Consider the following 24,346-nt stretch of genomic DNA (forward strand, 5'->3'; position numbering starts at 1 on the left):
TTCTGACTTCTGCAAACTAACTTCTAATTTATTTTACAGTGCATTTATAACGGGAAGCTGTACAAGCTAGGTCAGGCCAATCATCTCTGCCCCAGCAGTATTTATCATTTCTAAGTGGCTTAAGATGCCAAACAACTGGGTTGCCTTTTTTATCTAAGCGAGTTTCATTTTCAAGTTGCACTCGAATTAAATTTTTCTCTGTCGAAAGAATAGTATAAACAAAAGTTTTTCTTGCTTCAGTCTCAGAAATAAACCCTTGTTCGTCATAAGAGATTTCTAATGTTTTGTTATTGAAGGTTATAGTATGAAAATTAGCTTCACAAACTGGGCTATTTGTAGACTGCCATGAGCCTTGCAACTTAGTTTGCATTTCTTGGTTGATAGGTGAATAACTGCTACAAGCTGAACATAGCAGTAAAATAACAAAAAATGCCGGTATGATTCTCATAAATATGCTTTTAAGTCCCTGAAAAGTTGACGTTTAGCATAACGAGAATCGGAAAAATGTCCAGCAATAAGCTTAATACAAAAATAAAGAGCACATTAGCCATGTGCCCTTTATTAACTTTAAGCGTTTTTAGTATCAGCCTTATTCTTTGCCATTCGTTTAGCACGTTTTATTGCCGACTTTTTCGATGCATTTTTCTGCGCGATTTTTAACACTTTAGCCTCTTTTAACTGCTTTTTAGCGGCTTTCAATCGCTTTTTTGCATTATCAGCGAGACTCTCTGCTTCACTGGCACATTTTACAGCTGTTTGTGCTTTAAGTGCTGCATCTTTTGCAAGTTCAGTGGTTCTAGCCACTTCTTTTTTGCTTTTTTCGATAATTTTTTCGAGCTTTGCAAGGCGCTTCTCAAATACTGACTCTGAATTTTGCATTGTACTCTCCTTTACTGACGCGTTGACATACGGGTAGGTTCAGTGACAATAAGCGAATCGACCCGATTGACTATGTCATGATCTTTTTCTGGGTAATCCAAACAGCTTAAAAAATGACGCATACAGTTTATACGCCCACGTTTTTTATCATCAGAGCGAATTTGTGTCCAAGGCGCATCTTTAGTATGGGTATGAAACATCATGGCATCTTTAGCGTCACTATAATCATGCCATTTAGCTAGTGATGCCATATCAACCGGGCTCAATTTCCATTGTTTGAGTGGATCGTTTTGGCGCGATTTAAAGCGTCTAAATTGCTCTTCTCTACTGACCGAAAACCAATATTTAAATAACTTAATACCGCTATTCACCAACATACGTTCAAGTTGGGGTGTTTGGCGCATAAATTCCAAATACTCGTGATCATCACAAAACTCCATTACCTTTTCTACTCCTGCGCGGTTATACCAAGAACGATCAAATAGTATAATTTCCCCTTTGGTGGGTAAGTGGTTAATGTAACGCTGAAAATACCACTGATCACGCTCTCTTGCAGATGGCTTCTCTAAAGCCACTACGTGCGCCCCACGAGGGTTTAAGTGCTCCATAAAGCGCTTTATAGTGCCACCTTTCCCTGCCGCATCTCGCCCCTCAAATAGAATCACAATTTGCTGGTTGGTCTCTTTTACCCAGCCTTGCATTTTTAAAAGCTCAATTTGTAATTCATGCTTATGTCGCTCGTACTCAACCACCTCCATTTTACGCTTGTATGGGTAATGGCCATCGGCATTCCATTTTAAGCTTGGATTTTTAACATTTAAGTCAAAAATAACATCTTGCTTAGCTTTCGCTTTTGATAACTTTTGCGGCTTAGTTGAAACGGCTTCGACATCGACTGTCTGCATAACGACTCCTTTTTTACTATAACTACCTATATTTAGATTTCTATAGTTTTACTTTAAGTCAGTTATTACTTATGAGATTGATCTATATCTATCTTTTAAACACTTAAAAAGTTGTTTAAAAATAATTAGATAGCACTTTTCTCCCAATTAAAATCAAGGTCGCACAACCAAAATTAAGCCCTTTTTCTATAGTAAAAAACAACCAGTAAAAATTCATATATTCCTACTATTTTTACATTTAAATATCAGCTGCTCCTTAAAATGCGCAGCAATACAAATGCTTAGCAAAAATATGAATTGAGGAAATAATCTAGGCAAGAGAAGAAGTCATTTAAAACGTACTATTTACATTGAATTTTACAAATTTAGGCTAAGCCTAAAATACTAAGCAAAATATTGAAAAAAGAGACGTCTTCACTACTTATTAAAAACGAAAAAGAGACCTAAAAAGGTCCCTTTTGAATAGTTATCAAAGCTGCGGTCAGATTTTTTACGCGCTATTTTACAATCCACGGTGTGGCGCTAATAAGCTTACCATGGCTGGTTAAAACGCTTTTATCATCTTGCCACTCATCACTGACCTTCACTGAGCAACGCAGCTCTTTACAGCTAACTGCATTTGCTGAAACAGCATCTTGAATATCAAATTTCAGCACAACACCTTGTTGTTCTGGTAACAAGAACCACATGAGTTTGCTTACAAAAAAGCCCGACAAATCAGATAATAACTCTTCAAACTCTTGATTGAGTGTATATAAGTTTGCTTTGCTAAGTTCAAAATCTACCAAATCAGTTGCTTCAATTTGTAACTTTAATTGGCAATCATGTTTTGGATTTTCAGGTTGAACAACAATTACGGCTTTATCAGTATCTAGTTGCTTATCAAAAGGTAAAAGTAACTGAGCCTTATCTGTGTATGTTAAGTCAAACTCTTGTTTTTCTGTAATAATTTTACCAGACTTAATTGTACACACTTCATTAGTAGCAATATCAGATAAGTAAAAATTAACTTGAGCGTATTGGAACTCGCCTTTATTAACGACTTTTAATCGATCGTAAAAGCCATCATAGGCAACAACAAATTCAGTTGCGGCTGCCTTAGTTGCAACCGCACTTAGCGCAACCGCAATGGTTGCTGCTTTAAACCATGGAAGGAGTTTATTCATCAAAGTAAGCTCTGTTTTGATTTATCATTTTATTTAATTCTTCAATGTACGCTTCACGGCGCTCAGAATACGACAACAAACCTTGTGTAAGAATGGTCGCTTCAATTGGCTTTTGCTGACGACGTAAATCGGCACGAATTGATCGTAAATCTTTATAGGCAGCATGGGTATTAATATTTTTAAAATAAGAGCTTACCGCAGCACGAACCGACTTAAAAGCGGTCACTTCATGGGCTGCTTCGTTGGCACGACGTTTTGGGATCATGCCGCAGCCTTTTTTATAACACCACTGGCCGAAGAAATTTAAACCAATGCGTGCAAAACGAGAGGTACCCCATGCTGATTCATTCGCCGCCTGCATAAGCGCAAGCTCTTTTGGAATGATATCAACACGACGCGCCGCTTGAGTAAGCGATAAAGTGTCAATAGTGGCTGGCAACTTATAGCTGGTTAAGATTTTTTTAATATCTGATTGCTGTTTGCTAGTCAGTGGCTCATTGTATTCAAGCATCATGCGCGCAATTTCTAAGGTTGCGCGTTGCTGTAAAATTTTCTTGTTTTCAGCCTCGACATGAGGGCGAATAAAATCAAAAAATGCATGTTTCTTTTCTTTCACATCCGTAAATGCTGCAAAATCCGGCAGTTTTACGTTATGCAATGGCTTTTCTTTTTTGATTACGCGCTGGGTTCCTTTTGGCGTTGTCTGTGTTTGTTCAGACTCTTCTACGACTACGTCTTCTTTCATAAATGGCGATAATATTGCCCATGCAAAAAAAGCGGTCAGTAAAACTCGAAAAACGTACTTAAGCATGTATTCTCTCAAATAAACTACTACTCATGTGCGGTAACGTCACGCACATACAAAGGCGGAGTATACCAAAGCTGTGGATTTTTGGCGAATTTGCCCGAAGCACCCTACCCAAAATTTATACAGAACCGGGGAAGAAACGGCCAATTTGCTCGCAATTTTCAAGCGCTTGCGTATACTGAAAATCAACCAAACGAGAAATAGGAAGGTTATTTTTATGTGCCAATCTTGGCAAGCTCGTATTATTGACCAGCAAAAATATCGTCCAAACGATAATCGCTCAGCTTGGCAAGTTGACCGCTCTCGAATTATTCACGCCGCTGCATTTAGGCGTTTGCAAGCTAAAACCCAAATTATGGGTATTGGCTTGAATGATTTTTACCGAACCCGTCTTACTCACTCATTAGAAGTGGCCCAAATTGGCAGTGGTTTATTACGCCACTTAAAAAAGCAACACCCTGAATTTACGAATTTTCCGAGCGGTAGCTTACTCGAAACCTTGTGTCTTGCTCATGATATTGGCCACCCTCCTTTTGGTCATGGTGGTGAAATAGCATTAAATTACATGATGCGTGAGCACGGTGGTTTTGAAGGAAACGCGCAAACATTACGGATTGTCTCTAAGCTTGAGCCCTATTCAAATGGCTATGGCATGAATTTAACCAGACGCACCTTGTTAGGTTTTATTAAATATCCTGCCTTTATTGATGATTTGTGGTACTGCATTCCACCTCTAAGTGAACAACGTAGCTTTATTAAAGCCGATCATTGGCGCCCAGCTAAAGGCTTGTATAAAGATGATAAAGATGTTTTCGACTGGATCATTGAGCCACTCTCTAATAATGATAAAGCGCTGTTAAGTAGTCATTACAAGGTTGATGAATTTAGAGCCAAAACCCACTACAAATCGATAGACTCAGCAATTATGGAATTAGCTGACGATATTGCGTATGCCGTTCATGATTTAGAAGACGCTATCGCCACCGAGGTTTTAACGTTAGCAGATTGGCAAAACCATGCCCTTGAGCAGCTACAAGAGCTTGACTCAGTGTGGCTAACGACCCATTTAAGCTCGATAACCGCCAGACTCTTCTCCCATCACGAGTACGAACGTAAAGACGCCATTGGTGAATTGGTTAACACTTTTATTATCAACGCTCAGTTAGTTGTACAAAACGCAGATTTCGAATCTGAAATATTACAGTACACGGTCAGCCTACCTGATGAATTTGCCGAAATTCTAAACGTGCTAAAGCATTTTGTTTTTAAACGTTTAATTCGTGAGCCAAAGATGCAGCAAGTTGAATTTAAAGGGCAAAATCTACTGATTGAATTATTTAGTGCCTTTGCCAGCGACCCTATGCGGTTACTGCCAGAAACAACGCAAGAAATGTGGCTTAATGCGCACCAGCAAGGCGATAACGCAATGCGTATAATTTGTGATTATTTATCAGGGATGAGTGATGAATATGCTTATAAGACCTATCAGCGATTGTTTTTGCCATCTGCCTAACTAATTTTTGAACAGCACAGTGAGTTGTTCTAGAATTAATCAGGTTATTAGCAATAATAATGACACTTCTTTGAATGCATTTTATTTAACATGGACTGAAATAATGCTCAAAAAATACCTGCTTATTAGTACTGTTGTAGCAAGCTCATTTGCTTGCTACGGCGCAGAAACACTTCCAGATCCGCTACTTGAAGAGCGTAGCATAATCATAAAAGATGCCACCCATTTTGATTGGATACGACTTAACTCTGGCGAATGGCTCAAAGGTGAACTTGTCTCCTTGTACGACAAAGAAGTCGAGTTCGACAGTGATATACTCGACACATTGATGATTGACCGTGCCGATATTTATATGATCATCTCAGACCGCCATCATACTGTTCGTTTTAATGATGGTTCAGAGCTCAGTGGCACGCTCAATATTTCAGGCGGTTATGTGAAAGTCGGTGAACAAGAAGCTAAATATCGTTACCGTGATTTAGTTTCTATCGCACCTTCTGCAGAAAGCGAATTAAGCGCATGGACTGTCAAAATAGCGCTGGGCGCTGATATATCAAAAGGCAATACTGACCAAACCGAATATTCAGCGCGTGCGGATATCAAGCGCCGTACTGCATCTAGCCGTTTTCTCGCAGAGTTTTTAGGCTATCGCACCACCAGCGATGAGCAAGTGACTAAAAATAACATTCGCGCTAACGGTACCTTCGACTGGTTTCAGACCCAAAAAATGTATTACCGCCCTATCTTCTTCGAGTACTACCGTGATCCGTTTCAAAATATCGCCAACAAATACACTGTCGGTGCCGGTGTTGGTTACTATGTAATGGATACTGATAAAACCGAATGGGACTTCTCAACTGGCCCTGCTTATCAAAAAACTGAGTTTGATACCGTCGCTAGCGGAGAAGAAAAATCCAATTCATCTTGGTCATATTTTATTGGCACTAATTACGAGTTAGAAGTCACAAAAAAAATTGATTTTACCCTTAACTATCGCTACCTAACTGCAAACAGTGATGCAGGTGGTGACTCTCAATATGCAATGGCTGCGTTTGAGTTTGAGATCACTGATGATATCGATTTTGATGTGTCATTAGTATGGGATTATTTGGCTGACCCGATTGCCGATGAAAACGGTGTGGTACCAGAAAAAGAAGATTACAAAATGATTTTCGCACTGGGTATCGATTTATAATACCAATTAATCGATACAAAAACGCCGAGCTTAGCTCGGCGTTTTTAATTTTAGTTAAATAATATATACATTATCTTATAGCGATTTAACACCCATATTGTATAGGGTAAAGCCATAAATATCAGCGTATTGATCGATGATCTTACTTGTAGGTGTTCCTGCACCGTGACCAGCATTTGTTTCAATACGAATCAGATACGGGTTTTGTTTTGCACCTTTTTCTTGCAGCTCGGCTGCAAACTTAAATGAATGCGCAGGCACAACACGGTCATCATGATCCCCTGTAGTCACTAAGGTTGCTGGATAACTAACACCCGCTTTAACATTGTGTACAGGTGAGTAGCCTTTTAAGTAATCGAACATTTCTTTACTTTGTTCACTGGTGCCGTAGTCATACGCCCAACCAGCACCCGCTGTAAAGGTGTGGTAACGCAGCATATCTAAAACACCTACAGCAGGAAGCGCTACTTTAAATAGCTCAGGGCGTTGTGTCATAACCGCACCAACTAATAAGCCACCATTTGAGCCGCCACGTGCCGCTAGGTAATCAGGTGAGCTGTATTGTTTTTCATTTAAGTACTCAGCTGCTGCAATAAAGTCATCAAAAACATTTTGCTTTTTAAGCTGCGTACCATTTACGTGCCACGCTTTACCGTACTCGCCACCACCACGAATATTAGCAACAGCATACACGCCACCGTGCTCAAGCCACGCTGCAACTGTAGGGCTGTAGCTTGGGGTTAAACTTACGTTAAAGCCACCATAGCCATATAAAATAGTCGGATTTTTACCGTTAAGCTCAGTGCCTTTTTTGTACGAAATAATCATCGGAACTTTGGTGCCATCTTTTGATGTATAGAAGACTTGTTCAGAGATATATTCTTCGCTATTAAATTTAGCGCCCGACTTTCGATACACATCAGACTTTCCTGATTCAACATCAAACGAGTAGGTATTGCCTGGTGTAGTGTAATTAGTAAATGAGTAATACAGTGTTTGTGCATCGTGCTTACCACTAAACCCGTATGCAGTGCCTACACCTGGCAGGCTGATGTCACGCACCAATTTACCCGATTTATCATATTGTTTTACTTGCGAAATCGCATCAACCATATACTTAGCAAAGAAGTAGTTACCGCCTTTCGAAATGCTAAGTACATTGTCAGTTTCAGGGATTAAATCTTGCCAATTTTCTGGGCTAGGATCAGCAGCATCCACTGTCACTACACGCATATTGGGTGCGTTTAAGTTAGTCACCAAATATAGTTTCGAGCCGTCATTATCAATAATTGAGGTATCTGAGTCAGTGTTATCTAAAATAGTCACTAGCTCGCTGTCTGGCTTAGTTAAATCTTTGATAAACAGTTTATTACCTGAAGTTGAAGTACTTGCAGCGATAATTAGATAACGATTATCACGGGTCACCTCAGCACCAATATAACGATGTTTCTGTGCCTCTGTGCCGCCATAAACTAATTGGTCATCTGCTTGTGCTGTACCTAACTTATGGTAGTAAACTTTATGTTGATCTGTTTTTGCAGACAGCTCACTGCCCTTTGGCTTATCGTAGCTCGAATAATAGAAGCCTTCGTTGCCAAGCCAAGAGATACCACTGAATTTTACATCGACTAATGCTTCTTCAATCGGCTGTTTAGTCGCAGTATCAATAATGATAATTTTACGCCAGTCACTGCCGCCTTCAGAGATTTGATAAGCCGCTAAAGTGCCGTCTTCAGTAAATGTTAAACCCGACATTGAAGTTGTGCCGTCACTACTGAACGTATTTGGATCTAAAAACACTTCAGCTTCTGAGTCGCCTTTTTTACGATAAACCACATACTGATTTTGTAAGCCATCGTTTTTATAAAAGTAGGTGTACTCACCCTCTTTAAACGGCGCTGTCACTTTTTCGTAGTTCATCAGCTTTTCGAGCGTGGTTTTAAGCTCATCGCGATAAGGAATATTTTTTAGATAAGAAAACGTAACGTCATTTTCGGCTTTCACCCATTGTGCGGTTTCGTCGCTCATATCGTCTTCTAACCAACGATATGGGTCTGCTACTTGCTCACCGAAATATTCGTCAACAACATTGCCTTTTTTAGTTTCTGGATAATTCACAGCAGCTTTAACCTCTGCAGTTTTTACAGTTTGTTCTGTGTTTGTTGGGGTTGATTCACCACACCCCGCCAGTGCAACTACAATTGCACATGCAAGCGTTTTCTTGATCATAATAATTTTACTTTTTAGTTATTGTTAACAAATTGAAAGTAAAGTTAATACAAAAGAATGTCTAGCAATTTGCGGTTAAACACAGGGTCTGCTGTAAACCAATGTAAAAACAAAAAAGCCACGTTATTACGTGGCTCTTTATAACGATGTAATCGCTCAGCAATTATACTTTTGTTAACCAGCCATGAGTATCTGCTGATTTACCCCATTGAATATCATTCAATGCTTGGCGTAATTTTGCGACTTTTTCACCTGGTTCACCCGACCCCACTTTAAACTCTTGGTCGTTATGAATAAGCGTGCCAACCGACGTCAGTACCGCGACGGTACCCGATAAGGCAGCTTCAGTACCCGGCTTAGCAGCTCTTTCAAGCAACTCAGACACAGTAAAGTTGCGCTCAGATACAGTCATACCTAAATCTTTCGCAATCGTTAAAATACTATTACGCGTCACACCGTGTAAGAATGTGCTATCAAGTGCTTTTGTGATGATCTCATCACCATCAATTAGAATGAAGTTTGCAGCACCCGTTTCTTGTACATCGCCACCTGGGCAGAATAAGATTTGATCTGCTTGATGTTCAGAGCGAGCTTGTAAAATTGGGCCTAATGCACTTGCGTAGTTACCACCACTTTTAACCATACCCATGTGAGGTGCACAGCGCATGCCATCTTCTTCAAGTAATACACGTAGTGCTGTAGCACCACCAGCAAAGTAATCACCCACTGGCGAAAGTAATACATACAGTAGTGAACTCATTGACGGTGCAGCCGCTTTACCGATAGCCGCTTCTGTACCAATGTGCGTAGGACGAATATACATAGACCCCGGTGGTGCTGGTGTTTCGTCAGCGTACTCTTTAACAATGTCTTTGATCATTTGCTCAAGCATGCTTTCGTCAAAGTCAGGTAAGTTAAGTAACTTAGAGCTTTGTTTCATACGCGCAATGTTAGCATCCATACGAAAGATATAGACCGATCCATCTTCGTGACGAAAAGCTTTTAATCCTTCAAAACAGGTGCTTGAGTAATGTAATACGTGAGCACCCGCATGTAATTCGATTTTATCAGATGGGACCAGCGCGCTTTCACTCCATGAGTTATCAGCAAAACGTGCTTGGATCATTTGTGGCATAAATACAGTACCAAATGCGGCCATTGTTGTTCTCTCTTGTTTGGACTACTTTTACCCCATTGTATGCTAATCCATCCCCGTTTAACCATAGCAAACTAGTGCCTTTTATCGATTAAAGTGATAATAATCCGACCATTTGGTACAAAAAATGCGCAACCCAAGTTGCGCATTGTTTACTGAGAATCATTCACTAACAAATGATAATAAATTATCTATAGTTCATTTTTGCTGTGAGTCGATTAAAAAAGCCCGGGAAAAAACGCTTAATAGTCGGTGCTAAACCACTTATTCCTTCACCAATAACAACTTCATCTTTCTCAGCTTCAATGGCTTTAATCATTTTTGCAGCCGCTTTTGCCACATCCATGCCGTTTTCGATTGATTCCTCTGGCTTATTTTGCGGTTTACCTTGGCCATCTAACGAATTATGCGCAATAGCTGTTTTAATTGAACCCGGGCAAATAGTCAGGCAATTCACATTTTTATCGGCTAATTCTGCTCTTAAGCAATCCATAAAGCCGACAACCGCATATTTAGAGCCCGAATAACCAGTTCTGAACTTAGAACCGACTTTACCCGCCACACTGCTAATTGAGACCACCATGCCCATACCTTGTTTCACCATCTGTGGAACAACGGCTTTGGTTAAGGCAATTAAACCAAAGTAGTTTACTTCCATCAGTTGGCGATAAACCGTAAATTCGTTTTCTAAAAATAAACTGCGTCGCGACACTCCACCGTTATTGATAAGCACATCAATGCGACCAATTCGCTCAATCTCCGCAGGCATATCTTCAAGTAAAGCTTCAGGCTTTGCCAAATCAAGGGCGACCACATGATGATTACCGCCGAGTCTTGCATTAAGAGCGTTGAGTTTTTCCTCATTACGGGCAGACAATATTAGCGTTGCCCCTTTAGCTGCTAGTTGCTCACAAAGTGCCTCACCAATCCCAGAAGATGCCCCTGTAACCCAAACTGTTTTGCCATTTAATTGCATGTGTGTTCCTTATTATTGTTGTTATGCTTTGTTAGGCCCAGCATGTTGTTCGATATGATCAGCAATATCTTTATAAAAACCAAGCATAATCAAGAACTCTGCTAATACAAATAAAGGCCCTATTACTAAACCCATTAAATCGTCAACAAAGGCTGGCTTTTTACCTTCAAAATAGTGACCTATAAACTGGAACACCCAACCAACAACGAAACTGCCAATGCTCACAGCTAGCCATAACTCTGTTGAAAGCGACACCACAGGCTCAGCAGCAATGCTTAACAAACTTAAGCATACAGCCATAATTAACCCCATAGATAAGCTAAGCATTAAGTAATAAAGACACGTGAGTGCAATCACCACGGTTGCCAAGGAGATAACAGCAGGCTCAGAGATAAGCGTGACACGTTGCAATAAACAAATAATTGCAAATACAATTAATGGGATACCAATAAAGTGAGTGTAAATATTGCGTTTAGAGCGGTGATAGAGTGCGTAAATTGTCAGTTGTTGTTTTAATGTTTTCATTGTTGTTCCTGCCAAAACTGTGTTCAAAACTCAGATTAGCAGATAATTCACAGCTAAGAATGTCAACTAGCCGACATTTAAAGTAGCTAGATTAAACTCACACATTAAACCAGCGCATCAATAACTTTGCCTTTTTCAGCTTCTGGCTGCATATCCATGCGTTCGCGACCTTTTTGATATTCTTCATCAAGCATCGCTTGCAGCTCATTCATTTTTTCTTGCAGTGCTTTGGTGTCGGCACCTTGTTGCTGCATTTGTTCGGCAAGTTTTTCTATTTGCGCTTTTATTTCATCAATTTTTTCTTTATCAACCCCGAGTCGCTGATAAACCAAGGCTTCTCGCGCCTGTGCTAGAAAAGAGCTGGGCTCAGACTGCTTCTGTAATAGTTGTTGCGCTGAAGATGCAGGCTTATGCATGACCTTCACATCATCGAGGCGAGCCGTTTGCGACAGCTTAGCAGTAGCCGAAACCTGATAAGGGCTATATTGATTATGAAATGTAATTGCCACAAGTTGTCTTCCATTTAAGCTTGATTACAACTTTGTTGCAATTTTAGTTCCAAACTAGCATTGAGATTGCAATTTATCGATATCAATAATTTCAATCGATTGATATTTAAGATTAATAATTGAATCAGCTTGCAGAGATTGTAATATTTGATTAATGGTTTGTCGTGTTAAATAGGTCATATCGGCAAGTTGTTGCTGGGTAAGCGGCAAACAGCTTTGGTGTGACGATTGATAAAGCATGCATAACCGCTTACTCACCTTTTGCTTTGCTGTAAGGAGTGCGTGATCTTCTAATGAGTCAAACAGGCTTCGCACTTTATTGGTAAGCAGCAGCCCTAAATCATGCCAATATGCAGGGTTTTCTTGTAATAACTGGCTTAATGCCCGCTCAGGAACGTGTAAAAGCCGTACCGCAGTTTGAGCATACACATCGTGGGTACGTTGACCACCATCAAACAGAGCCACTTCACCAAACCACATTGCACTGGTTACAAAACTGAGCACCGCTTCTTTGCCTTGGCTATTAACCCCAGAAACTCTAAGCACGCCATCAATAACACAATACAGACCGGTATTTTCATCACCACGCAAAAACAATGCATCACCCGCATTTAAGGTGATTAATTTAGCGTTTTTTACTAGCTTGTCCCTAAATATTTGTGTGCGATTTTTAAACCATTTGTCTTGGTTAATTACCGAAAGGTCTTGTTCATTCAAGTGTTTATCCTTTACATTGGTGTAGTGTGCATATATCCAAGCCACCTCAAAATGCAGAATTCAGCGTTTCACAGGTGCTTAATATCAAGGCGTTACTTTGCAAGAATGGCATTCCCTTTTAAGAAGTAACAACGATGAGAGTAAGTGCCTGTGAAGCGCCCAAAGGGTTGGTTTAAAAGCGATTTATACTGCGTTAATGGTTTTAACAATAGAACATCTATTACTTCCAATCAATGCCTTACCTAAATCGCTTTTAATTCCAACTGAAACTAGTATTTTGAGGTTATTTGGATATCCAAATAATAAAAGGATACGGGATGTTAAACAAACTACTTTCGACCAGCCTACTTCTCAGTGCTATTTCTACCCCTGCATTTGCTAGTGATATTAATTCTGAACTTAAATCTGCAAATAAAAGCGTCAGCGAAAAAGTCATTAAATGGCGCCGTCATTTGCATCAAAACCCAGAGCTTAGTAACCGTGAGTTTGAAACAGCTAAATACGTGGCTAAGCATTTACGTTCTCTAGGCCTTGAGGTTCAAACAGGTGTGGCACATACCGGTGTAGTTGCCAAACTCAAGGGGGCAAAAAAGGTCCGCTTATTGCGCTACGTGCTGATATGGATGCATTACCTGTTAAAGAGCAAGTAGACTTACCTTTCGCGTCAACTCAAACAACAGAGTACAAAGGCAATACCGTTGGCGTAATGCATGCCTGTGGTCATGATAACCATGTGGCTATTTTAATGGCAGCCGCTGAGTCTTTAGTAAAAATTAAAGACCAACTAGCGGGTGATATTCTGTTTGTCTTCCAACCTGCTGAAGAAGGTGCACCAGATGGCGAAGAAGGCGGTGCAGAGCTTATGCTTAAAGAAGGCTTATTTAAAGAAAAGCCAGAAGCCGTATTTGGTTTACACGTAACCAGCTCTCTTAATACTGGACAAATTGGTTTTCGTGAAGGGCCGTTAATGGCCAGCGCCGACAAATTTACTATCACAGTAAAAGGTCGCCAAACTCACGGCTCACGACCTTGGAATGGGGTTGACCCAATTGTGGCGTCATCACAAATTATTATGGCAACACAAACCATCGCTTCTCGCCAAGTTGATGTGACCAAAGCGCCTTCTGTGGTTTCATTTGGTGCCATTAATGGCGGTGTGCGTAACAACATCATCCCTGATGAAGTTGAAATGGTGGGCACAATTCGTACCTTTGACCAAGAAATGCGTGCTGACATAAAAAAACGTTTAGCTAAAACCGCTGAGATGGTAGCTGAATCAGGTGGCGCAGAAGCACATGTTCACATTGACCATGGTTACCCAGTAACAGTGAACGATGTTGAATTAACCAAGAAAATGACACCAACACTTGCTGGTGTAGTTGGTAAAGAAAACCTGATCACAACGCCACTTATCACAGGTGCCGAAGACTTTAGTTACTACGCCTTAGAAACACCAGGCATGTTCTTTTTCTTAGGTGTCACACCAAAAGGTCAAGATGCAGTCACAGCACCAAGTAACCATTCACCACACTTTTTTGCAGACGAAAAAGCTTTACAGCTTGGCGTAAATGCAATGACGCAATTAGTGGTTGATTACCTTAAATAAGCGGATTGATATAATCACTATTCCCTACCGGCGGGTGACATCATTACCCGCCCTATTTTCTTAGTTGTTCAGCATCAATAAAGTTCATTTTGCTAGGGTTAACTTACTAACTGGTAAGGAAGCCCCATGACATCAGAATACTTTCATTTTTTAAGCATTATCGGTGTAGCGTTTTTTGCTATTTCTGGCACCTTGCTGGGCCATGAAAAAAGTGTTGGTGGTTTTGGTGTGGTGGTCGTTGCCACAGTCACAGCTCTGGGTGGTGGAACACTTCGAGACATATTGCTTAACAAACCGGTATTTTGGATAGCTCAGCCCGATTATTTGTACGCAACTTACATAGCCATATTCGCGTCTATTCTATCAATTCGTCACTTACCCGATTTAAGTAACACCACCATGCTATTAATGGATGCTGTAGGGATGGCTATTTTCAACATTATTGGTATCGAAAAGGCATTGATTGGCGGCGCAGATATGGTTGTAGCCATCACCATGGGTATGACCACGGGTATTTTTGGCGGCCTGATGCGTGATGTGATCTGCCGAGAAGTGCCTTTAGTAATGGGCGAAGAACTTTATTCAACCGCTTGCTTATCTGGCGGGTTAACTTACGCGGCTTTATTCACTCTTGAGGTGAGCTATATTTGGTGCATTATTGGCGCATTTACGGTAACGGTATGTTTAAGATTAGGCGCCATACACTTTGGCTGGCAACCTAACCTGTTTCGTAAAAGCAGCTTTAAACGCTCTTAGCAGGTCATATAAATACAGCCATCGAGTGGCATGTCCGCTGGGTATTGGGTTTGAATAAACCCCATTTTTTCATAGGCTGTTTTAGCAAGGGTATTGTGGCTATACACAAACAACGACAAACTATCACACTGCAACTGCTGTTTGCCCTGCTCTCCTAGTAAATTTATCAACACTCTTGCAAGACCTTTACCACGTTCACTTGGCGCGATAACTAGCCGCCCTAAATGGCAACGACCTTCACGTAAATAGTATTGACCAAACCCTAACATCTGACCTTCGTCATTAATCAACGCGAAGGAATTCAGCGCATCTAGGTTTAAATCGTTTTTAAAGCTTTGCTTATCAAATGGGTAATTAAAAAATGGCCCAGCCCAAATACGCAGTTCGGCCTCTGTGTTAAACCAACCCATTAACTCGTTGAGTTGATCACTCGTTACTTTAACTAGCTTCATGTTTTAACCTATCGTATAAACCTGATGCACGAGTAACAGATATATTCATTGCCATAAGCAATACATTTTTATCTGCCACCAGCTCAAATGTGGTTTTCGCGCGGGTGATACCCGTGTAAACCAATTGCCTGTTAATGCCCTGATTAGCCTGTTTTATTGGCGGTAAAATCATTGCGGTATAAGCAAATTCAGAGCCTTGCGACTTATGAATTGTCATGGCATACACTTTATCGTGAGCAGGTAAACGTGCGGGCGAAAAAGCGCGAATATTTTCTTGTTCATCAACAAACATGGCTTTTAACTGACCTTGCTCATCGTGCATTAAAATACCAATGTCGCCATTAAACAGTTTTAACTGGTAGTCGTTTTGGCTGATCATAATTGGCATACCCACATAATGCCTTTGATATGGCGAAATTAAACCTTGTTGAGCCAGTGCTTTTTCAATACGTTGATTAAGGCTATTTACACCGTAATCACCCTCTCTGACGGCTGCCAGTAACTGATAATGCGCAAATGCTTTATGCACACTGGCAACACTTGCCCCTTGCTGGATAAGCTGCAAATAATCGTGATATTGCAACGCCGCTTGTTGCACAAATTGCTCTATCGGTTTACTAATTACACTGTAATTAAGTTTAAGGTCTTTAAAGCCACCTTGATTGATCGTTTGCTCAACGTAGCCCAGTAAGCCACTGTTATTGGTATTTACAGCTTGTGCTAATTGACCAATGCCGCTGCTGCCATCAAAACGATAACTTTGCTGTAAAAACGCAATACAATCGTTAAGTACAAAATGACTGCTCGCCGCGGGTATTTCGCTCTGATTATTAAAACAAACGCGATTAAGCTGCGCTGCTCTTTCACTGCTGTAATCAGGCATTTTGCCAAGCTCTAACCCTTGGCATAGGTCGCTAAGAATACTGCCCGTATCAACCGAGGCTAATTGGTCTTTATCACCCAGTAAAATAAGTCTTGCATGGCTTGGAAGTGCCTCGATTAGTTTTGCCATAAGCGATAAATCTACCATCGATGCCTCATCAATGATCAGTACATCTAAATGCAGCGGATTACGCTTGTTATGGCGAAACTTATTGGTATGCGGAATAACGCCCAGTAAACGGTGAATCGTTTGCGCGCTTTCAGGAATAAGTGGCGCGATATTATCAGGGATCATACTAAGCTTTTGCTTTGCCCCTAAAATCGACTCGGTTAAACGAGCTGCCGCTTTACCTGTCGGTGCAACCAGCTTAATTGTTAGCGGTGCACTGGCATACAAAGATTGTAATATTGCTAGTAGCTTAGTTACTGTGGTGGTTTTACCGGTACCTGGGCCGCCAGTGATCACACTAAAGCCTTTTGTTGCGGCAATCGCACAGGCTACTTTTTGCCAGTTTAATGTTTTAATAGGATCGCTTAGGTTTGTTGTATGTTCACTGCTAGGAAAATACACCTCAAGTAATGCCGTTAATTCGGCTTCATCAAGGGTGAGTTCTTTCGTTGCTAAATGATGTAAACGCGAAGCCAGTGTGGTTTCGTATTCAGCCAAACGGGCAAAATAAAGTTTATTCGCAAACAACAGCAGTGGCTTGTCGTCCCCTACACACTCAGCATTCATTAGTTTATCAACGGCATCAGAAAGGCCAAATTCTGTCGCAAACGGGGTTAAAACCTCAGGGCCTACAATGCTGGCATCAGCTAAGCTTTGCTCTCTAATTTCAAACGGGTTTTGCCAGTTTATATTCACGAGTTCTAAACAACTGTGCTGACTTTGCTGCGCAGCCGCAAGTAATAAAATCAGGTAAAAAACCTCACTGTGCGCTGCTTCGTTATTCTCTATCAACGATTGTGAACCGGCTACTGTTTCTGTGCCAGTCAATAGCTCTGCTAGTTTCACATCAACTAAGCGAATACGTTTTGCCTCCAGCAAATAACTCAGTAAAGGCTGTGTTTTAAATTCTGTAGCAGGCAGCACTGAATCGCTTTGGGCATGTTGTGCTGGTTGTTCTGGCTGCTTATTCATTGGCTCGTTTGGCTCATGGTCATCAAAGCCGAATGTCAGTTGACTCATAGCATGGCTCCTTGTGCGAATAAGCTATCAAGCTCAGTTATTTGCTGTTTTGTTAGCTGATTAAAGTACACCCCTTGCCCTTCGCTCATACCACGTAAGAAGGTGTAGTAAACACCACCTAAATGCGTGTCGCTATCGTAATCATGAATACGTTGTTTTAATAAGCGGTGCAATGCCACGGTATATATCAAATACTGCAAATGATACTGGTGACTGGTCATGGCTTGCTCTAATTGCTCATGTTGGTAGTCAGCCGCACTATTGCCTAAAAAATTCGATTTATAATCAAGAATATAATACTTACCCTGCCAGCAAAATATTAAATCGATAAAGCCTTTTAGTAAGCCTTGCACCTCACTAAAATCAAGCTGCCCGGGTAAATTAAAGTGCTTTACCAACACTTGGTTAAGCTTATCGCTTGAGAGCGATAACAGCGGTAAGTTAAATTCCATTTCGACCAAACAGGTATCAGGTTCAAGTACTGACAAACTAAGCCCTTTATCGTTTAATGGGCAATTCAGTGCAGCAAGGATCCACTGCTCGGTCATTTCCTGCCAACTATCGTCAATATGGTATTTTTCGAATAACGTTTTGATCACTTTATCAAGTGCATGGTCTTCTTGTTCACCGGCTGAACGCTTTAATGCATAAGGGTCGGTAAAGTCTAGTTGCTCAAATATTTCATGTAAACAACTACCCGGCTTTGCCCCTTTAGGGAAGCTGTAAGGTGTTAAAGCATTGGCATTTTGGGCTAAAAACTCATCTTTTTCGTGGTCTTCATCACTGCGCCCAAGCTCAATATGATCAGTATGCTTTTTCAGCGTTAAGCTACTAAAGCTGGTTGAGCGCCAATCACGCTGAATGTCTGCTTTAACAGTATTAACTTGATAGGCTTGCTCACTGTCAGCGCCAGCAAATGTTAACTTTTCAAGCTCATCCGCTTGGCTAAACGCCTCATAGTGCATGTGCGCAGAGCCTTCACAAAATGTTTGTAACAACGCGCGCCATTCATCGCCCGACTTAATCTCTAACCCTGCAAATAATACGTGGCCAATGCTGGTACTTTGAATTCCAGGGCGAGCACTGCGACCTTGCGAAATGTTATACATACCCACAGAACAAAAATGCACGGCACGAGTCAGCGCCACATAAAGTAAACGTAAATCTTCAGCCAAGCGCTCTTGCTCTGCTTTTTGCATTGCGTCGTCACTTTTAGCAAGGTCATAAATCAGCTTACCGTCTTTATGGTAAAGGGCTTCTTTGCTTTCACGATAGCCACAGGCAAACGGCATGAATACAATCGGGTACTCTAAGCCTTTTGAGGCGTGCATAGTGACAATTTTCACCAAATTAGCATCGCTTTCTAGGCGAACTTGCACCGCTTCACCATCTTGTTGACTAACTTTTTGCGCAAACCAACGCAGCAATCGATGGGTTCCCTCAAGCTCAATTTGCTTTTGCTGTAAGATTTCCCCTAAATGACGGAAATCGGTGAGCCAGCGTTCAACGTTGTAACCTAAACCTTGCCAACGCGTCGCGAGCTGATTATGGCTTAATAAACGCTCGAGCATCGCCATAGCGCCTTGTTTATGCCAAATGTGAGCAAGCTGAGCAAAAAAGTTTAAATGCTCTTGCCATGCACTTTCATTTTCGTGAAGCTCATAAATGCGGTTGTAGCTTAAGCAAAACAACGGCCCAGCAAGTACACCGCGCAGTAACGACTCATCATACTGTCCATGCAATGCTGTTAAAAAGTTCAGTAAATGATGACTAAGCTCTTGGTTAAAAACACTATCACGGGACAAATACACGCTGGCAATGGCGGCTTCTGCCAATGCAGTTTTCATCAGCTGTGCTTCGTTTCGGTCACGCACTAACACACAGATATCAGCCGCAGTGAGTGGTTCTCCTGCGATAGTTGCAGCGCCTGCATTAGCTTGCTTGAGTAGCTCAGTAATTTTTTTCGTATATTGCAAAGCCAATGCCTGTTGAGCCATCCCTTTGCTGGTTGGCTTGTTGTTGGCTTCGGCGTACTCATCAACAAAAACCGAAAATTCAAACGCACTTGGCATTTCACCGTTTATTAAAAACGCTTTGTCTTGCTGTTTTCCTTTGGCATTGACCTTTTGAAATGGAATCGCATCGTTGTAAATAAAGCTATTAGCATTTTTAGCAAATAAACGGTTTACACTATCAACAACCCCTTCACTTGAGCGGTAGTTGGTATCTAGGGTGTATTGCTTATCATCTGAAACAGCTTGTTTTGCGCCAATATAAGTAAAAATATCTGCACCACGGAAACCATAAATAGCCTGCTTTGGATCACCTATCATGGCAAGCGTGGTGTTTTTAATGCCATAAATGCGGCTAAAAATACCATATTGAATTGGGTCGGTATCTTGGAATTCGTCAATCATGGCGACTGGAAATAAAGCGGCAATTTTTTCACTTAATGCTTGGCCTTGCTCACTTAAAAGTGCCTGATGCAAGTTACTCAGTAAATCATCTGGAGTAATAACGCCTTGCTCTTGCTTACGTTTAACTAATGCATTTGCGACCCATTTAGCAGCATATTGCACTATCGCAATATTCAACCCGTTATTGATAAGGCTACTGAGTTTAGCCATTTCATCAAACTGAGCCAGCATTTCATGACTAAGCAAACTGCCGTTTTTCTTATAATTTGCGGGATCGCTTAAATTTTCTGTGCCCCATACTTCAAACGAGTATTTACTGGTACCAAATACAAAAAATAGCTCATCATTGTTTAAGTATTCTTCAAGCGCTGCAAGGCTGTTTTTTCGACCTGGGGTTTTTGAACCACTTAAATCAGACGCTTTTACGGCATTAATAAATTCACTCTCACGGCACGCCTTTTTAAATGCTGGTACTTTTGCCACAAAGTTGTCGCGCGCTTGCCATATTTCATCAAGGTCGTACTCAGGGGTAATTGTTGCCCCTTGTTTATTGAGTAAACTCACCACCTGTGAATACAGTGATGCCGGCACAGGGAAAATATCGGTAATTGCTTGGGTGCGCTCTTTTGATTGTGGGTAAACAAAGGCACGCCAAAAGTCATTTAGGGTTTCTTGAATAAGCTCTCGCTCATCTAAAATAAACTCTAAGTTAAACGCCACGCCGGATTCAAAGGCATGTTGTTTCAGCATTCGCTGACAAAAACCATGAATGGTGAATATGGCAGCTTCATCCATCGACTTTGCCGCGACTGTCTAATAAATCAAATGCGGCGTGTTTGTCAGTTACCTCGTTAATTACTTGCTCAATCAGCTCATCATCGGGCTTTTTACCAAGCAGTGTATCTCTGGCATTGATTATACGCGCCCGCACACGGTCTTTAATTTCTTGGGTTGCAGCTTCAGTAAAGGTCACCACCAGTATTTGCTCAACACTCAGCGGCGTATTTAATTGTTCATCTTCACCAGTCGCTTTTTGTAAGCCCAACAAATATCGTAAATACAAACCTGTGATGGTGTAGGTTTTACCTGTACCGGCACTGGCTTCAATAAGGCTTTGCCCACACAGCGCCATACTCATTGGGTTAAGCGTTTGCATGATCTGCCTCCTGTGCTAATTCAACAATTGGCGATAACAGCAGCTCGCTCCATTTTATAAACTCTTCTTCACAGTCTTTAAGGCTCTTTATGGTTAGACGAATATACGGGTTTTCACCTTCACCTATGCCTATGTATTGCGGCGCGAATTTATTGTTTGCTTTAACCATGTCTTTTTCTGTTTTTATGAACTCGTAACCACTGACCGGGAAAAACGCCACAGGGCGAGTTAAAAGCGTTTCATAAAGCGAAAACCAATCATTTAAATAGCTGCGGGCATCGTCTTCTGACAAGGGTGAAAAACTAATTTGCTTGTCTAAACCAAGAATGAGGGTTTCAACAGGTTGCCCCATTATTTGCGCCGCTAAATGATGCACAAAGCCGCGAATTACATCTTTTGCTTTAATACTGGCGGTGCGATAAAACACCTGTTTTTGACCATAAATATGATTTAACCAACCTTCTAGTGTGGTATTGGCTATTTTAATATTTACTTCAACGGGTAATGCTTCATCACCTTGAATATGTGCTTTCACTTGCCCTGCAAGCGCATCAACTCGGTGCTGCATACTTTCAAACACAAGGTCGCCAACATGGGCTTGAGGTAATTCACCGCGCTGCATTATTTGCGCTTTGTTAAGCGGTAGCTCTTGAATGCTCGCTTCGAGAATTTCATCGAGGTAAAAGTAGCGGCGTAATGCGTCTAAACTAAATGGCTCTTCATCTTTAGCGATATCGTTAAATTGCGGTAAGCGTAAACCCAAACTTTGCTGATAAAAGCTCTCGTGCGGCTGGCAAATACTGCGAATAAACTGAGTTAACTCAACACTGCTTTCTGGCTGAACACTAAGCGCTAGCTGTGGCTCAGGGTTAACAGCTTGAGTTGGCACCCACACGGGGTTATAGCTGTGTAATTGTGTGGCTAACGGTTTGTTTGCTTTTTGCTCATCATCCGTTTTCTCTGTTAGATAATAAGCTGGGTTAAATGGCTGCAAGTGCTGATAATTAATTAGCGCCTCTGGTAGCTTTAAGTGAGTGTCTTTATCAGCAAACTCAAAACTACGGGCTATGTATTCCAAAAGCTCGCTTACTAAAGTTGAGGGCATTCTTGGTTGGTTATCAAAACAAGAACGGCCAATATAACTGATGTACAGATTCTCACGGGCACTTAAAATCGCTTCTAAAAACAGGTATCGGTCGTCGAGTTTGCGAGAGCGGTCGCCTTTTTGGCGTTTTGAGTAAGGGACTAAGTCAAAACCAATTGGCTGAACGGTACGTGGGTAATCTGCATCATTTAAACCTAGCATGCACACCACTTTAAATGGCACCGCACGCATTGGCATCAACGTACAAAAGTTAACTTGCCCCACTAAAAAGCGCTGCCCTACGCCTTTTTCTTGAATACCTTGTTTTACAAGGTAACTCACAATGCGTCGCGAAACAGCTTGTTGGTAATCGCCATTATCATAATGCTTAATCAGTGTATCGAGCACTTTTTGCAGTACTAATAAATCCCAGCTTTGCTCGCCTTCATCGCTGTATATATCGCTTAATAATTCTTTTAGAATGTCTGCTTTTTCGTTAAGCGGTGCATCAGCTTGCAGCTTAGCTTTATATCGGGCCAGTACATCAATAAATTCAATGAGTTTATTTAAGGTATTTAGTGCCATACCTTCAACTTCATCGGCACTGTAAATCCCCGAGAAAGGCAGTTGTTCATCCCGTTGTGCAACACCTAATAACAAACGGTTTAAGCCATGTTGCCAGGTATTTAAATCTATTGCGGGTAAGCCAAAACTGTCTTTGTGAGCGGCATCTAAGCCCCATTTAACGCCAACGCGTTCAAGCCAAAAACCTATTTGCTCATACTCATGAGCTTCGAGGTTAAATTTTTCGGCAATTTGCGTGACTTGCAGTAAATCAAGAATGTCAGATACACCAAAGCGTGAGTATGGTAAATCAGCTAAACTGGCAAACGAGCTAAGCACAGGTTTTTCTTGCTCTATGGCTAAATCGGCTAACGCATAAGGAATAAAGCGTCGCCCTTCAGCACCACCAAACACCGCCTCAATATACGGGCTGTATGTGCCAACATCCGGCATCATTACAATAATATCTTTCGGTGTTAGCGCTTTATTTTCATTGAATAAATTGAGTAAGTAATCATGTAGTCGTTCGACTTCGCGTAGTGGCGTGTGACAATCGCTCAGCACAATGCTGGTATCGTCTGCCTGAATTGGCAACTTGCCTTCGTCATTAATAAACCATTCTTTATCTGGCGTTAATGACTCACCCTTGAAGGCTAATTGGTAAATTTCAGACTGAATTTGCGATAACAAGCTTTGATCAAACTCGTTATCGAATCCGTCAAGCCACTGCGCATCTAGTTGTAGTAACTGCTCAAAATAGTCTCGGCCTAATTTACCCCACGACGAGAGTAGCGGGTTACCAATAAAAAAGTACTCGTGATCAGGGTTTTTAGCGCTGTCTTCAAGCGCTTGTAACTGCGGACGTTTGGCATATTTAGCAGCAATCTTGGCTGCTGTTTTTTCATCGAGTGTGTCGCCCCAGTAATGCTCACTGGGGTTAAAGAAAAACAAAAACACCTGCGTTTTTTTCGCAATGGCCTGAAACACTTCAAGCTGGCTACTCGCAATTGCAGAAATACCAAACAAGCTAATACGCTCAGGTAATAGACTTGCGTCCATTTTTTCAAGGGCTGCAAGGAGTTTGTCTTGCATGTTGGCGCGGTGATATTGGCTTTGCCCAAGTTCTTTACTGTGCGCCACCAGCTTGCGCCAAAGATCTGGCTGCCATGGCGCAATGCCTACATCAACATCATCAAGTTCATCGATGCCCTGCTCCCAAGTGGCAATCCAATTAGGGCGATACATTAAGTATTGGTCATAAACGTCGGCAATTTTCTCGCACAAGGCAAAGGTTTTTTGCCCTTCACTGTCACCCTCTAAATAGGTTTTAAGTGGTAAATACAGCGGCTCATCAATGCAGTTTGGTAAAATCGCAAACAGCTTCCAAGCAAGGTTAGCTTTGTTATACGGTGATTCACTAGGTACATCAGGCAATAATTGTTGGTAAAGCTGCCAAATAAAACTCGAAGGCAGCGGAAAGTCGACCTGAGCGGCAATCCCTAAGTGTTCACTTAAACCTATTTTTAGCCACTGCGACATACCTGGTGACTGCACGAGCACAATTTCTTTTTTAAAAGGGCTCGTTAACGGATTAACTTTAAGAAGAGCGTGAAACCGCGCTTGCAGTGCTTCCATGCGATTTGATTGAATTATATTCAGCAC

16 protein-coding genes and 3 pseudogenes are annotated in these 24,346 nt (G+C 41.3%); 4 read left to right on the forward strand and 15 right to left on the reverse strand.

Annotation, left to right across the window (positions count from 1 at the left end):
* Positions 1-28 precede the first annotated feature (28 nt).
* The 5 genes from P4S60_RS08945 to P4S60_RS08965 form a co-directional block, all read right to left on the reverse strand.
* Complete coding sequence (locus P4S60_RS08945) at positions 29-370, reverse strand: hypothetical protein (protein ID WP_337115722.1); 342 nt, start codon at positions 368-370, stop codon at positions 29-31.
* A gap of 197 nt (positions 371-567) precedes the next feature.
* The gene (locus P4S60_RS08950) at positions 568-879 is read right to left on the reverse strand and encodes a hypothetical protein (RefSeq protein ID WP_337115723.1); all 312 of its coding nucleotides are present in this window, start codon (positions 877-879) and stop codon (positions 568-570) included.
* Positions 880-890: 11 nt separating this feature from the next.
* On the reverse strand, positions 891-1,784 hold the full coding sequence (ppk2, locus tag P4S60_RS08955; RefSeq protein WP_337115724.1) for a polyphosphate kinase 2: 894 nt from the start codon (positions 1,782-1,784) through the stop codon (positions 891-893).
* 497 nt (positions 1,785-2,281) lie between these two features.
* Positions 2,282-2,950, reverse strand: coding sequence for a DUF2987 domain-containing protein (locus P4S60_RS08960; protein WP_337115725.1), 669 nt, complete (start codon positions 2,948-2,950; stop codon positions 2,282-2,284).
* Entirely contained in the window at positions 2,943-3,761 is an 819-nt protein-coding gene (locus tag P4S60_RS08965; RefSeq protein ID WP_337115726.1) for a glucosaminidase domain-containing protein, read from the reverse strand. Before P4S60_RS08965 ends, P4S60_RS08960 begins: the two co-directional genes overlap by 8 nt.
* 214 nt (positions 3,762-3,975) lie before the next feature.
* Here P4S60_RS08965 and P4S60_RS08970 point away from each other — a divergent pair, with 214 nt between their 5' ends.
* Together P4S60_RS08970 and P4S60_RS08975 are read left to right on the forward strand one after the other, a co-directional pair.
* Entirely contained in the window at positions 3,976-5,271 is a 1,296-nt protein-coding gene (locus P4S60_RS08970) for an anti-phage deoxyguanosine triphosphatase (RefSeq protein WP_337115727.1), read from the forward strand.
* A gap of 103 nt (positions 5,272-5,374) precedes the next feature.
* Complete coding sequence (locus P4S60_RS08975) at positions 5,375-6,466, forward strand: DUF481 domain-containing protein (protein ID WP_337115728.1); 1,092 nt, start codon at positions 5,375-5,377, stop codon at positions 6,464-6,466.
* 75 nt (positions 6,467-6,541) lie between these two features.
* Here the strand turns inward: P4S60_RS08975 and P4S60_RS08980 are convergent, their stop codons facing one another.
* The 6 genes and pseudogenes from P4S60_RS08980 to P4S60_RS09005 form a co-directional block, all read right to left on the reverse strand.
* Positions 6,542-8,695 (reverse strand): prolyl oligopeptidase family serine peptidase, encoded by a 2,154-nt coding sequence (locus P4S60_RS08980; RefSeq protein ID WP_337115729.1) that lies wholly within the window; start codon positions 8,693-8,695, stop codon positions 6,542-6,544.
* Between the two features lie 163 nt (positions 8,696-8,858).
* Positions 8,859-9,860: pseudogene (locus tag P4S60_RS08985) on the reverse strand (branched-chain amino acid aminotransferase); the annotation flags it as partial.
* Positions 9,861-10,038: 178 nt separating this feature from the next.
* Positions 10,039-10,827 (reverse strand): SDR family oxidoreductase, encoded by a 789-nt coding sequence (locus P4S60_RS08990; RefSeq protein WP_337115730.1) that lies wholly within the window; start codon positions 10,825-10,827, stop codon positions 10,039-10,041.
* 21 nt (positions 10,828-10,848) lie between these two features.
* The gene (locus P4S60_RS08995; RefSeq protein ID WP_337115731.1) at positions 10,849-11,352 is read right to left on the reverse strand and encodes an Mpo1 family 2-hydroxy fatty acid dioxygenase; all 504 of its coding nucleotides are present in this window, start codon (positions 11,350-11,352) and stop codon (positions 10,849-10,851) included.
* A gap of 104 nt (positions 11,353-11,456) precedes the next feature.
* The gene (locus P4S60_RS09000; protein ID WP_337115732.1) at positions 11,457-11,861 is read right to left on the reverse strand and encodes a hypothetical protein; all 405 of its coding nucleotides are present in this window, start codon (positions 11,859-11,861) and stop codon (positions 11,457-11,459) included.
* 54 nt (positions 11,862-11,915) lie between these two features.
* Positions 11,916-12,578 (reverse strand): Crp/Fnr family transcriptional regulator, encoded by a 663-nt coding sequence (locus P4S60_RS09005; RefSeq protein ID WP_337115733.1) that lies wholly within the window; start codon positions 12,576-12,578, stop codon positions 11,916-11,918.
* A 317-nt stretch (positions 12,579-12,895) separates the two neighbouring features.
* Between P4S60_RS09005 and P4S60_RS09010 the strand changes: the two are divergent.
* Positions 12,896-14,184: pseudogene (locus tag P4S60_RS09010) on the forward strand (amidohydrolase).
* A 126-nt stretch (positions 14,185-14,310) separates the two neighbouring features.
* A complete protein-coding gene (locus P4S60_RS09015) occupies positions 14,311-14,940 on the forward strand; it encodes a trimeric intracellular cation channel family protein (RefSeq protein WP_287244709.1) in 630 nt (209 codons plus the stop codon).
* Here the strand turns inward: P4S60_RS09015 and P4S60_RS09020 are convergent.
* From P4S60_RS09020 to recC, 4 genes and pseudogenes are all read right to left on the reverse strand, one after another.
* Positions 14,937-15,392, reverse strand: coding sequence for a GNAT family N-acetyltransferase (locus P4S60_RS09020; protein WP_337115734.1), 456 nt, complete (start codon positions 15,390-15,392; stop codon positions 14,937-14,939). The genes P4S60_RS09015 and P4S60_RS09020 overlap by 4 nt on opposite strands.
* The gene (gene recD, locus P4S60_RS09025; RefSeq protein WP_442961504.1) at positions 15,379-17,415 is read right to left on the reverse strand and encodes an exodeoxyribonuclease V subunit alpha; all 2,037 of its coding nucleotides are present in this window, start codon (positions 17,413-17,415) and stop codon (positions 15,379-15,381) included. Before recD ends, P4S60_RS09020 begins: the two co-directional genes overlap by 14 nt.
* A 44-nt stretch (positions 17,416-17,459) precedes the next feature.
* Positions 17,460-21,036, reverse strand: a pseudogene (gene recB, locus P4S60_RS09030) (exodeoxyribonuclease V subunit beta).
* A complete protein-coding gene (gene recC / locus P4S60_RS09035) occupies positions 21,023-24,346 on the reverse strand; it encodes an exodeoxyribonuclease V subunit gamma (protein WP_337115736.1) in 3,324 nt (1,107 codons plus the stop codon). The pseudogene recB and the gene recC overlap by 14 nt, the downstream one beginning before the upstream one ends.

Origin of the sequence: Pseudoalteromonas sp. Hal040 (genome assembly GCF_037162425.1) — a bacterium.
Lineage (GTDB): Bacteria > Pseudomonadota > Gammaproteobacteria > Enterobacterales > Alteromonadaceae > Pseudoalteromonas > Pseudoalteromonas gelatinilytica.

Coding starts and splice junctions, on each gene's coding strand:
- P4S60_RS08945 (WP_337115722.1), bottom strand. CDS start 370: ATGCAAACTAAGTTGCAAGGCTCATGGCAGTCTACAAATAGCCCAGTT.
- P4S60_RS08950 (WP_337115723.1), bottom strand. CDS start 879: ATGCAAAATTCAGAGTCAGTATTTGAGAAGCGCCTTGCAAAGCTCGAA.
- ppk2 (WP_337115724.1), bottom strand. CDS start 1,784: ATGCAGACAGTCGATGTCGAAGCCGTTTCAACTAAGCCGCAAAAGTTA.
- P4S60_RS08960 (WP_337115725.1), bottom strand. CDS start 2,950: ATGAATAAACTCCTTCCATGGTTTAAAGCAGCAACCATTGCGGTTGCG.
- P4S60_RS08965 (WP_337115726.1), bottom strand. CDS start 3,761: ATGCTTAAGTACGTTTTTCGAGTTTTACTGACCGCTTTTTTTGCATGG.
- P4S60_RS08970 (WP_337115727.1), top strand. CDS start 3,976: ATGTGCCAATCTTGGCAAGCTCGTATTATTGACCAGCAAAAATATCGT.
- P4S60_RS08975 (WP_337115728.1), top strand. CDS start 5,375: ATGCTCAAAAAATACCTGCTTATTAGTACTGTTGTAGCAAGCTCATTT.
- P4S60_RS08980 (WP_337115729.1), bottom strand. CDS start 8,695: ATGATCAAGAAAACGCTTGCATGTGCAATTGTAGTTGCACTGGCGGGG.
- P4S60_RS08990 (WP_337115730.1), bottom strand. CDS start 10,827: ATGCAATTAAATGGCAAAACAGTTTGGGTTACAGGGGCATCTTCTGGG.
- P4S60_RS08995 (WP_337115731.1), bottom strand. CDS start 11,352: ATGAAAACATTAAAACAACAACTGACAATTTACGCACTCTATCACCGC.
- P4S60_RS09015 (WP_287244709.1), top strand. CDS start 14,311: ATGACATCAGAATACTTTCATTTTTTAAGCATTATCGGTGTAGCGTTT.
- P4S60_RS09020 (WP_337115734.1), bottom strand. CDS start 15,392: ATGAAGCTAGTTAAAGTAACGAGTGATCAACTCAACGAGTTAATGGGT.
- recD (WP_442961504.1), bottom strand. CDS start 17,415: ATGAATAAGCAGCCAGAACAACCAGCACAACATGCCCAAAGCGATTCA.